Source organism: Maledivibacter sp. (genome assembly GCA_025210375.1).
GTDB lineage: Bacteria > Bacillota > Clostridia > Peptostreptococcales > Caminicellaceae > JAOASB01.
In genome coordinates this window covers 1-12,529 of record JAOASB010000050.1, presented here as the reverse complement: position 1 = coordinate 12,529, position 12,529 = coordinate 1, and the positions used below count along the sequence as shown (strand labels likewise).

Sequence of the window (12,529 nt, the reverse complement as noted above, 5' to 3'; positions counted from 1 at the left end):
ACATTACTCCTTTGGAGGTACTCAGTATAAAACGTCCTAGGGCTGTACTTTATCGGTGTACAATGGTAATATAAACTTAGATTAGGAGATTGAGACTTGAAAGGTGGTAATCAAATGGAAAAAATGTTTAAAGAAATTATGAAAAAATTAGACTCCATAGATGAAAAAATCGACACTTTAAGCGGAGAGGTTAAAGTAAATAGAAAAGAGATTACTGGAAATCGAAAAATCATGCAACATTGCTTCGGTGATGTTTATGAGCAACATGATAAAGCTTATAAAAAATTGAATACTATAGAAAAGGAAATTTCTAGAATTGATGATGATGTTGATTCTTTACTCTCAAAAACTTCACGTAATAGCCAAAAAATTAGAAAACTTGATGAAGAGCTTAATAAAGCACAATAACTGGATCTTTTAGAATACTCATTGATATATTTCTATATACATTATTAAATAATTTGCTTAAGTCTTGGTATATTTATCCTAAAATATATAAATCTTGTATCCATAGTGACACTAAGGATAAACAATGTCAAGATAAATGAAGCTCTTCCCTATCCACGTACATAAATATTTATACACATATGAATTTATTAAAATCTACTTTTGAAAAAAAGTTAGACTTGAATAATGATTCAAAAAAGAAAACAAAACCGAGTTTTCCCCGGTTTTAATTAATTTATCCTACCTTTTAAATAGCTTAACCATTCATTTTGTATTTCTTTAGTTGATTTATTATATATGGTCATAAAAACACCTTCTATATTTTCTTGTGTAGGTTTATTTGGCAATGACTTAAATAAATCTTTAAACTGCTGATGGGAATAATTTTTCAATAGAAATGTTACTAGGGACCCATTAGCTATATAATCATTTCCCTTATTAAATCCTTTAAACAACGTCTGTATATCCTTTAATTCGCCTTTTATCATAAGCTCCCTAGCTAAATCATCAACAGGTCTATTTAAAGCCATAGGAAACCCAATATTGTAGTTACCAAAATATACTGCTAAGCCCTCTCCTAAGGGTAAATTGTAATTAGGATTGAATCCATACTCCACCACGTGACAGGTTTCATGGAAATCAAAGGCTTTACCTATTGTATATAATGAATTGGTACTTGATTTATAGGTTCCAAGGGCATAATAATCCTTAGTATCATATGCAAGCTCATATATTTCCTCTGGATATGTACAGATATAGAAATTGACTTTATCTTTTATTTTGATATCAAAAAACTTCTCAATTTCCATTAATCGTTTTTCTTGAAGGACTATTTCTACATCTGATATCTCCATACCATCCTTATAATTATATACCGTTCTTTCAGTTTCCTTACTTGCCCAGTTTATTTGTGAATCCAGTTCTAATTTTGCATTGATTTCATTATTATTCAAATCAATAGTCCTATGCATAATTAAAGGTTTATATCCTCTTTTAGTAAATACTATCTTGTATTCCCCTGGAAATACTCCTTGTATTTTAAATTCCCCATGTTCATCGGTTACATCCATGGTGAGTTTATTATTTTGTCCATATAAATCTATCATTGTTATGTATGTATCCGAGCCCTTATGCTGATCATTATAAAAATCTGTAACACTTCCTTCTACAGTAATTCCAGCTTTAGGGGACTTATAATCAATAGTTCTAATAATCTCTAGATTATTAAGCTCATACAGTGGACTAAAATCAGATATTGGATTATCATATATCTTTAAAACCTTTAAATTTGTATTGCCATTTAAATAACTTATATCTGAAACCTGATTATCCGCCATATTTAGGGTTTCTAAATTTATCAAGCCAGTAATACTATCCAATCTGGTAATATTGTTATCCTCAATTGACAAATTCTTAAGCTCAGTATTTTCTTTTAAACCCTCTATATCCTCAATATGGTTATGACCTACATATAGGTCTCTAAGGCTTGATAAATGCTTTAAGGATTCAATATTGTCTATATTGTTGTTGCTTAAATTTAAGTATTTTAGATTTACCAACAGTCCTAATGGTCTTGTATCCCATAAATAATTATTTGACAGGGATAAAGTAATAAGCTTTTGATTATCACTTAAAGAAATAATATTATAAATACTGTTTCCATCTAAAAATAATTTTTCTAAGGAATTAAGTTCTGATAAAACCTGTATATTCATCAACCGATTATTTTTTAAATCTAAAACCTCTAGCTTTTTCATTCCCTTCAATGAAGTAATATCAGAAATTTGATTTTTTGATAGGGTAAGAAATTTTAAATTATTTAATGTCTCAAGCCCTTTTGCAGTGCTAATATGGTTATCATCAAATCTTAACCTCTCCATATTTTTTAGATTATTCAAAGAATCTATATTTCTTACATTATTATTAATCATATAAAGTGCCTTGAGGTTGGTTAGTTCACTTAAAGGATTAATATCCCTTATATTATTATTATTCAAATTTAGAGTCTGTAATTTTTTTAGGTTAGCTAATGGAGCTATATCTTGAATTTCATTATAGGGCAATCTAAGTTCTGTAAGTCCTTCTAAATCGATTAAAGGTTCAATATTCGTTATATGATTAGACCATAAGCAAAGATACTCTAAATTTGTTAGGTTATGTATAGGACTAATATCAGTTAATTTATTACTACCAAGTCTTAAAGCCCTAAGATTGGTTAATCCCTTTAAAGAATCAATATCCGTTATTTTATTACTATCCAGGTCTAGTTGTTGTAGATTGGTAATATCTTTCAAAGGTGTAATATCATTAATATTATTTTTCCACAGGTTTAGGTATCTAAGATTCTTGAGTTCTGAAATAGGTGTAATGTCTGAAATATTATTTTCCTTAAGCAATAATTCTTGTAAACTCCTTAGATATTCTATACCCTCTAAGCTAGATATATTTTTATTTGAAGCATGTAATTTTTTTATATCCTTTACTTCATCAACCAATATGTTTCCTACGGGCTTATTTATTATAGTACGAATTGCTGCCTCCAGATTTGAATCAGCAAATTTAATAATTTTCTTTTCCGATATTGAGTCACTAATCATTTCATCTTCACAATATACGGGTATAAATATTGAGATTAGCATAATCCCAATTATTGATATGGATATTAACTTTTTCAAAAGATTGTCCTCCTTGTAATAATTTTTATATACCCCACAATTATATCCAAAACCATGCAAAATTAAAAGACCCCTTTAGGGTCTATTCCTCATTATTTTTTATACTTTTTAATTTTTCAAACAAAAAATTTGGTATACCTATAAATTCTAAGCATATTTTATACATTTCACCAATTTTGTTTATACATTTTACTTTCCCTAATACTTTGTCAAAGGGTATACCATCAACCCTAATATTAAGTAATAATATATCTTCTTCACTAAATTGCTTATCGGTGATTATCTCTAATCCCTCAAAGGAAATATTTAAAGTAATTATTTCAAAGGAAGAATTTAGTTCCATTAGTTGGCCTTTATGATAATACCTATAAACACTAACTCTTTCAAAGTATTCAATTTTAAATTTGTCCCTTACACAATTATCCGACATTTATTTTATGCACCTCAAATCTATTCCAAGTAAATGTTCTCAACATTAATTTTCTTCAATAATTCCATAACCTTAACCTTGAAAGTTTGAACTTCATCCTTATCCAAAATATATCTATCATCAATATTTTTTTGACTTTCAATGTCTTTAATGGTATCAATAAAAAATTTATCATGGGCTATATGTATTTTATAATATATTTCATCACTATCCTTCTTCCCCTTTAAAACCACCCCTGGCTTATTTTCCGTCATACTACCAACATAATCAAAAAACTGCTGTATAGTCAAACCCATTATTACTTCACCCCCATAAAAACATTTTGTAGGCTCCTAAGCAGTAATCATTATAATATCCAATGTCCAACTTTTATTAATAATTATATGTCTTAATCCTTTTTTTAATGTCTATTAATTATTAATACCCACAAAACACTTTATTATATCATTTATTGTATACAATTACGAACTTTTTTGCAAAATTTATAAGGATAGGCTTTCACCTATCCTTTAAAACTATTTTAACTTTATTAGAAGTTGACCCGATTTAACCTGCTGACCTTCTGACACCAATATGCTGTCTACTTCACCCTTTATAGTGGATAATATATTTGTTTCCATCTTCATGGCTTCTATAATAATTATACTTTGCTTTTCTTGTATATTATCTCCTTCTTTAACAAGTATCTTGGTTATTGTCCCTGGAATAGAAGCTCCTATTTCCTTATTATTATTTATATCCGCCATAACAGTTATATCTACATTTTGAGTTTCTCCATAGTTTTTATCTAATATTCTCATTTCTCTTCTATTACCATTAACTTCGAAAACCACTGCCCTAAATCCTTCTTCATCTATTTTGCCGACCTCTACAAGCTTAATGATCATTATTTTTCCTTCTTCTAACTCAACTTCACTTATTTCACCTTCTTTTAGTCCATAGAAATATACATGGCTCTCAAGGTTACTCAATTCTCCATATTCTTGTAGTGATTTCAAATAGTCACTATATACCTTAGGGTAAAGTGCATAGCTCAATACATTTCTTATGTTTGCACTCATATTAAATTCATCTTTTAATTTTTTACTTATCTTATCAAAATCCACGGGCTCCAATATTTCACCGGGTCTACATGTAATAGGCTCTTCTCCCTTAAGCACTATTTTTTGAATATCCTCTGGGAAACCTCCCACGGGTTGACCCATCATACCCTTAAAATATGATACTACTGAATCCGGAAAAGCTAGATTTTTGCCTTTTTGTACAATATTTTCCTTGGTAAGACCATTCTTCACCATGAATATCGCCAAATCCCCTACAACCTTTGATGAAGGTGTAACCTTAACTATATTTCCTAAAATTTCATTAACATCTCTATACATCTCTTTTATTTCATTAAATAAATGTCCCATTCCAAAGCTTTCCACCTGGGGCCTCAGATTCGAATATTGTCCACCGGGTATCTCATATCTATAAATCTCAGCAGTACCTGATTTAAGACCGGATTCATAGGGCTCATAAACCTTTCTTACATCCATCCAATAATCCGATATTTTTTGGACATCCATAGGATCTACACCTGTGTCATAATCAGTATTCTCTAGGGCAGCAACTATGGAATTAAGGGCTGGCTGACTAGTAAGCCCCGCCATGGCATTAAAGGCAGTATCTACTATATCCACACCCGCTTCTGCTGCCATTAAAAGGGTAGCTACTCCATTTCCACTTGTATCATGGGTATGAAGATGTATGGGTATTGATATCTCCTGCTTCAGTGCTTTTATAAGCTTAGACGCAGCATAGGGCTTAAGTAGTCCGGCCATATCCTTGATACCAAGTATATGGGCTCCCATTTTCTCAATTTGTTTAGCCAAATCAACATAATATTTTAAGGAGTATTTATCCCTTTTGGTATCTAGAATGTCTCCTGTATAGCATAAACAAACCTCTGCGATTTTATCGGTCTGTAGTACCTGATCTAATGCTACCTCCATGCCTCTTAACCAGTTTAAGGAATCAAATATTCTAAAAATATCTATTCCCTTTTTAGCAGCTTCATCAATAAATGTTCTTATTACATTATCGGGATAATTTTTATATCCTACTGCATTTGAACCCCTTATAAGCATTTGGAATAGAACATTTGGTATTTTTCTTCTAAGGGCTTCCAATCTTCTCCAAGGAGATTCCCTTAAGAACCTGTATGCAACATCATAGGTTGCTCCACCCCACATTTCAAGGGAAAATAAATCTTTACCATATACCGATGTTGCATCTGCAATCTTCACCATATCCTTAGTTCTAACCCTCGTAGCTATTAATGATTGGTGAGCATCCCTAAAGGTTGTATCCGTTAGTAAAAGTTTCTTTTCATTTTTTATCCAATCGATTACCCCTTCTACTCCTTTTACATCCAACAGCTGTTTGGTTCCCCTTAGTCCATTGTCAATAGAAACCTTTGGCACCTGGGGAATATCATAATCCCTCTTAGTACCCCTTATTTCATTTACTACTTTTTCTCCGATATATTTTAATATCTTAGTTTCCTTATCCTTCTTAGGTGTTATATCAAATAATTCCGGTGTTTTATCTATAAAATGGGTATCACACTGACCACTCAAGAACTTTTCATGGTTAAGGACGTTTATAAGAAAAGTATCATTTGTTTTTACACCCTTTATATTAGTTTCTTTTATGGATCTTATGGCCTTCCTAGAAGCATCATCAAAGGTTCTTGACCAAGATATTACTTTAACAAGTAAGCTATCATAATATGGAGAAATTATTGAGCCAGTATAGCCATTCCCACCATCAAGTCTTATACCAAACCCTGAGCTAGTTCTATAAATATCTAATTTCCCTGTATCCGGTGCAAAATTATTGAAGGGATCTTCAGTGGTTACACGGCACTGTATAGAATATCCTCTGGTTTTAACGGATTCCTGGGAAGGTATATTAATTTCATGTGAATCCAATGAATGACCCTTAGCGATTTCAAGCTGGCTTTGTACTATATCTATTCCCGTAATCATTTCAGTAACCGTATGCTCAACCTGTATTCTAGGATTCATCTCAATAAAATAATGATTTCCATGCTTATCAACTAAAAATTCAGCCGTACCCGCACTTTCATAATCCACAGCCTTTCCGATTTTTAAAGCATCATTACATATTTTTTGTCTAAGCTCTTCACTTATGGCTATGGCAGGTGCGAACTCTACTATTTTTTGATGTCTTCTTTGTATAGAGCAATCTCTTTCAAATAAATGCACAATATTTCCGTATTTGTCCCCAAGAATTTGAACTTCTATATGTTTGGGCTCCTCTAAGTACTTTTCAATAAATATATCGTCTATACCAAAAGCTTTTTTGGCTTCATTCTTAGCACTACTAAACTCTCTACTTATTTGCTCTTCTGCGTATACTATCCTCATTCCTCTACCACCACCACCAGCGGCAGCCTTTAGAATAATAGGGTATCCATATTGCTTAGCAAACTCTACGGCCTCTTCATCAGATGTTATAGGTTTATCTACACCTGGTATTGTGGGTACTCCAACACTTTTAGCTAAAAGCTTTGACTTTATCTTATCCCCCAAATTATCTATAGTTTCACTTGTAGGTCCAATAAATTCGATACCCGCCTCTTTACATTTTTTTGCAAATATATGGTTTTCAGATAAAAATCCATAGCCTGGATGTATAGCATCCACACCTTTTTTCAAAGCAATTTTTATGATCTCATCCATACTTAGATATGCTTCTATGGGTCTCTTTTTCTCTCCTATTAAATATGACTCATCGGCTTTAGTTCTAAAAAGCGAATATTTATCTTCCTTTGAATAAATAGCAACGGTTCTTATACCTAATTCTTTACAAGCTCTAAATACTCTTATAGCTATTTCTCCTCTATTAGCCACTAATACCTTGTTTATTTCCCTTAACATATTTTCCCTCCTTAAAAATTTCAGGATTATTAAATATAGGCTTGAATTAATCAAAACATTATGTTGCATTTTATGAAAGATTTTATATATATATACATTTATTAACTAAATGTAATTTCTTATAATTTTGAAATATTTGCGAATATTTTTAGCATTTATTATATATATTGTTTGGACGTATGTCAAGAACTTTCACCTAATAAAACTTCTTTATATTTATAAATTTTTTTAAATGCTATAATGCTATTTAAAAAATTTAAAATATAATAATTACACATATGAAATATTTTATACGTATAATTATTAATAAAATCAAAAAAAGAGGAAAATCCCTCTTTTACAGATTATATTATATCTTTAATTATTAGAACATCCTTAGGCTATATTTTAAACATAGCTTTAATTTCTACCGTCCAAGCATTTCATAGTATTTACCTTCTCCTAAATCCATATTCATATTTTCAGTATTATGATTTGATACAAGAGTATACTCTTAGGAGTTTCTATAGTTTTATTAATTCTAGTAAATTTCTTTTTATACACATATCAATGGATAGGTGCTTTAATCCCTTTTCATCAAAATCTATTGTGATTAATGAATCCTTTATGCCCTTTATTATCCCCAAACCAAACTTTCTATGTCTTACTAAGGAATCTTTATGTAGGGGCATTGAGGAGTCCTTTTTTATATTTTTAGACATAAATTGCTCTATTTCCTTAATAAACCTTGAAGGCTGAGTTTCTTCATTATTTTTATATTCTACAGTCAATAGTTCAAGCTTCTCCTTTGCTCGAGTCATACCTACATACCATAATCTTCTTTCCTCTTCCATAGCCGATGTATCGCCCATAGAGTCCATTTTAATACTGTCCTTAGTAGGTATTTGACCTTCCACTAAATCTATCATATATACCTTGGTAAACTCTAAGCCCTTAGATGAATGAAGTGTAGACAAAGTTACAGCATTATTTTTTTTGTTATGCCTGGATTCATACATTACTCTTTTCAAGGTATTTAGCTTGTCCACAAATTCTTGCATAGTATGGGTTCCTTCGGATATTTCTTCAAGGGTATTTAGTATATATTTCAAATTGTCCATGGAATAACCAGTAAGCTCTGCATATCCCTCAAGTCTTTCTTCATATTTTAAATTGTGTCTGATAAATTTTATAGCTTCTAAGGGCTTTTTTACTTTAAGCGTTATAAAATCCCTCTTGAAACCCATTAGATTTTTCTTTTTAAATTCCTTCATATAAGGGAATGTGACTAGATTGTCAAATACCGACTTGCCTTGATCTTGACTTTTAAGATATTCCAATTCCCTTTTAGAAATATATGAATTGAATTTTGTATATATTGATTGTAATAAAGGAATACTTGTATCATCATAAGAGAATCTAACAAAATTTAAAATATCATTTAAAACCCAATGACTAAAGAAATTCCTAAGATAATCCTTCATGTAAAATTCAATATTCTCTTCATATAATCTCTGGGCTAATCCTATACCGGATATATTATTTCTATATAGAACTGCTATATCAGTGATACCAGTATCTTGTTTCATAGATCTTATTAGATAATCCAGTTGATCCTTTTCAGTTCCTAGCTTTACTATTTTAATAGGTCCATTATTCCCATTTTCCGTAACCATATTTTTAGGATATCTCATTGAATTATTATTTATAAATTTGTTACTAACATCAACAATGTTGAGACTTGAACGATAGTTTTGCTCCATAAAAACTATACTAGCCTTAGGATATCTTTTTTCAAAATCAAGTAAATACTGGGGGTCAGCACCTCTAAAGCCATAAATAGACTGATCGTCATCACAAACTATAAATAGGTTATTGGTGGGAAAGGCTATTTTCTCCACTATTCTATTCTGAATAAGAGATGTATCCTGTCCTTCATCCATCATCACATATTTGTACTGGTTTTGATATTTTTTAAGAATATAGTCATTGCTTTCAAGTATACTATTGGCTTCAATCAACATATCGTCAAAATCCAGCAAAACCATATTTGCTTCATTATTTCTTTTATAGCTCTCATAGGCCTTAAAGACTTTATCAAAGTTTTTGCACTGAAACCTATGGGAATTAAAGTCTTCAACATCTATCATAAAATTTTTAACAAAGCTTATGGAATTAGAAAGCTCGTCCAATTTATCATCATTAATATTGCTATTATTTATATCCCTGTATATTTTTTGTAGTATGATCCTTTTATTATAGTGTGTTTTACCACCTTCAATAAGCTCATACTTTATTTTGTTTATATAATAATAGTGTCTAATAATTTTATAGGAAAAGCTGTGGATAGTAGAAAATCCAATACCTTCTGGTATTAAATCTCCATAGGTATTATAAAATCTATCATTCATATCCGTTGCCGCTGCCTTGCTAAAGGTAAGGGCAAGTATATTTTCTGGTCTAATCTTATATTTGAAAACCAAATAAGCTATATGGGCATTTAGAACCGTAGTTTTTCCACTCCCCGGAGTAGCCAAAACTAAAACTGGACCGTTCTTCTGTAAAACAGCAGTTTTTTGCTTTTTATTGAAATCTATGTTGAATTTTCTTTTAAGAAAATCAAAAAAATCTAAGCTCATACAACAAACCTCCTTATATGACATCCTTTATTATATCATATAGAAGTTTTGTGTAACTTTATAATAAAAATTTATATTATTATATTTTAAATTTTGAATTCTATTTTAATACATGATATAATTTTAGATACAAACATGCATTTTTGGTAAGTACGGTCATATTTTTTTATTGTATTCCATTTATGCTATAGTATCCTTATGTATACTATGTAAATTTCTTTGGATTAAAGGAGGTTATTTAATTGTCCAAAATAAAAGCCAAAACTTATCAGTGTCCCCTATCACTATCTATAGACCTAATTGGAGGCAAGTGGAAAAGTATAATTCTATGGCAGCTAAGGGAGAAGGTTCTGAGGTTTAGTCAGTTAAAGCGAAGGCTCCCTGGAATAACACAAAAAATGTTAACCCAACAATTAAGGGAATTAGAGAGTGATGGACTAATCGCTAGGGTGGTATACCCACAGGTTCCTCCAAAGGTTGAATATTCTTTAACAGAATATGGACAAACTGTTTTACCGGTTCTACGCTTAATGTTTAAATGGGGATTAAAATATTCGGATAACTTTGATGTCGAAGTGGATTTGAGTATCTATGAGAATAAAAAGGACTCCATCGAACCATAAAAGAGCTAAAAAATATAGGTTCCCAAAAAAGACCTTTTAATAGCAAAAATTTAGTTATATTTGTCAAATACCTAAACAAATATAACTAAATTTATTGATTGAGCAAATTGCATAATCACTTTCTATAAAAAACATCTACTACATGTAGTTTTGAAATCCTCAAAGCTATACCATCAGATATGCTTATATCTTAAGTAATCAAATCAATGATGATATTCGTATATTAGGCTTATTTATAATAGTGTTTTTCTAAAACCTTCTAAATAGTTCATCTTTATAATCATAATTCTCATCCAACGCTTCTTCTAATTGCTTTAATAGGTACTCCTTATCCTGTGGAAATACACCACCTAGGGCTACATAATTTGAAGCATGATTGCTTCTAAAAACACAGTTCTTTAGATTAAGATTTGTAATTAATTCCTTCGTTTCTAACATAACCTCTTTAGGATCTAATAATTCCATATCGCCATTTTCTATTTTTTCATGTATTTCTGTTCCAGGATTTATCAGCAAAGTAAGAAGTGCCGCATACTGGGGATTTATCTCGTTCAATACTCTGGCTGACTCAAGAGCATGCTGTTTCCACTTTTCCCTTCCCCCTAGTCCTGAAATAATCATTACTGACAACTCTATCCCAGAAGCTACCATCTTTTTTCCCGCATCGATCATTTGTTGGGAAGTTACACCTTTTTTGGTATCCTTTAATATCTCATCACTACCGGATTCAATCCCTAAGTAAGCAATTTTTATACCTAATTCATTTAATTCCTTAAGTTCTTCCTCGGTCTTATTCAATATATCCTTTGGTGCAGAATATATGCCTACTCTTTCACACTCGGGAAATAATTCTTTTATAGCTAGCAATATCTTTTTCAAGTCTTTATTTCTTAATACTAAGGCATTTCCATCTGCTAAGAAAATTCTTTTTACACTTCTATAATACTCCCTTGCTTCCCTTAAATCTTCCATTATTTCTTCTATTTTTCTTACTCTAAACTTTTTTTCCTTATACATATCGCAGAAAGTACACTTATTATGTGAACATCCTATTGTTACCTGTATTATAAGACTCCTAGCTTCACTTGGGGGTCTATATACAGCTCCTTCATATCTCATGTTATCTCTCCTCATTAAATATAATATTTTTGAAACTAACTTTATTACGTATATACATAATATCAATTATAATTATAATATAAACTTAACAAAATCCTTGACAAAAAATCAAGGATTTTGTTAATTGTTGTTGTTGTTGTTTTGTTGCATTCTTTCTAAACACAATAGATATACGCTAATAAAGTATTGCAAATGTTGTACTATCTTTGTTCCGTATATATAATATAAGGTGATGGATCATGGCTGAGTATATTGATAGAATGTTCCATGCAAAGCTTTAACTGCGTACATCTATAACTATATAGTTATGATACTATAGGATTACTATAATACCCATAACTTTATTAAAATCAACTGCCCTAATTGGGTCAGCTGTTTTAACTAACAAGATTTAATATATTAAGCTATGTTCATAGCCTTAACTTGAGCTGTTAATTCAGGAACAATTTTATTTAAATCCCCTACTAATCCGAGATCAGCAACCTTCATAATTGCAGAACCTGAATCCTTATTTACAGCTATTATAAAATCACTATCCTGCATTCCTGCTAAATGCTGTATAGCTCCTGATATTCCACAAGCTACATATATCCTTGGTCTAACTGTTTTTCCTGTTTGTCCTACTTGTAATGCATGGTCAATCCATCCATTGTCTGTAGCCGCTCTTGAT

At 30.8% G+C, this 12,529-nt stretch carries 9 protein-coding genes; 2 read left to right on the top strand and 7 right to left on the bottom strand.

Features of this window, described 5'->3' with window-relative positions; all coding sequences use genetic code 11:
* Positions 1-96 precede the first annotated feature (96 nt).
* Complete coding sequence (locus tag N4A68_17075) at positions 97-408, top strand: hypothetical protein (protein MCT4566006.1); 312 nt, start codon at positions 97-99, stop codon at positions 406-408.
* A 269-nt stretch (positions 409-677) separates the two neighbouring features.
* Here N4A68_17075 and N4A68_17070 read toward each other — a convergent pair whose 3' ends face one another.
* The 5 genes from N4A68_17070 to N4A68_17050 form a co-directional block, all read right to left on the bottom strand.
* Positions 678-3,122 carry a leucine-rich repeat domain-containing protein gene (locus tag N4A68_17070; GenBank protein MCT4566005.1) on the bottom strand — a complete coding sequence of 815 codons (2,445 nt, stop codon included), beginning with the start codon at positions 3,120-3,122 and terminating at the stop codon, positions 678-680.
* 82 nt (positions 3,123-3,204) lie between these two features.
* A complete protein-coding gene (locus tag N4A68_17065; protein ID MCT4566004.1) occupies positions 3,205-3,552 on the bottom strand; it encodes a hypothetical protein in 348 nt (115 codons plus the stop codon).
* Positions 3,553-3,572: 20 nt separating this feature from the next.
* On the bottom strand, positions 3,573-3,848 hold the full coding sequence (locus N4A68_17060) for a hypothetical protein (protein MCT4566003.1): 276 nt from the start codon (positions 3,846-3,848) through the stop codon (positions 3,573-3,575).
* 219 nt (positions 3,849-4,067) lie between these two features.
* Positions 4,068-7,499: a pyruvate carboxylase gene (locus N4A68_17055; GenBank protein ID MCT4566002.1), complete on the bottom strand. Its 3,432-nt coding sequence runs from the start codon at positions 7,497-7,499 to the stop codon at positions 4,068-4,070.
* 503 nt (positions 7,500-8,002) lie between these two features.
* Positions 8,003-10,117 carry an ATP-dependent helicase gene (locus N4A68_17050; protein ID MCT4566001.1) on the bottom strand — a complete coding sequence of 705 codons (2,115 nt, stop codon included), beginning with the start codon at positions 10,115-10,117 and terminating at the stop codon, positions 8,003-8,005.
* A 242-nt stretch (positions 10,118-10,359) separates the two neighbouring features.
* On the opposite strand from N4A68_17050, the gene N4A68_17045 reads away from it, so the two are divergent.
* Positions 10,360-10,740, top strand: a complete 381-nt coding sequence (locus tag N4A68_17045) for a helix-turn-helix transcriptional regulator (protein ID MCT4566000.1) — start codon at positions 10,360-10,362, stop codon at positions 10,738-10,740.
* 249 nt (positions 10,741-10,989) lie between these two features.
* On the opposite strand, the gene N4A68_17040 is transcribed toward N4A68_17045, so the two are convergent.
* Positions 10,990-11,859 carry a radical SAM protein gene (locus tag N4A68_17040; protein MCT4565999.1) on the bottom strand — a complete coding sequence of 290 codons (870 nt, stop codon included), beginning with the start codon at positions 11,857-11,859 and terminating at the stop codon, positions 10,990-10,992.
* Positions 11,860-12,258: 399 nt separating this feature from the next.
* The coding region (locus tag N4A68_17035; protein ID MCT4565998.1) for an FAD-binding protein at positions 12,259-12,529 on the bottom strand (271 nt) is incomplete at its 5' end.

Coding starts and splice junctions, on each gene's coding strand:
- N4A68_17065 (MCT4566004.1), bottom strand. CDS start 3,552: ATGTCGGATAATTGTGTAAGGGACAAATTTAAAATTGAATACTTTGAA.
- N4A68_17060 (MCT4566003.1), bottom strand. CDS start 3,848: ATGGGTTTGACTATACAGCAGTTTTTTGATTATGTTGGTAGTATGACG.
- N4A68_17055 (MCT4566002.1), bottom strand. CDS start 7,499: ATGTTAAGGGAAATAAACAAGGTATTAGTGGCTAATAGAGGAGAAATA.
- N4A68_17050 (MCT4566001.1), bottom strand. CDS start 10,117: ATGAGCTTAGATTTTTTTGATTTTCTTAAAAGAAAATTCAACATAGAT.
- N4A68_17040 (MCT4565999.1), bottom strand. CDS start 11,859: ATGAGATATGAAGGAGCTGTATATAGACCCCCAAGTGAAGCTAGGAGT.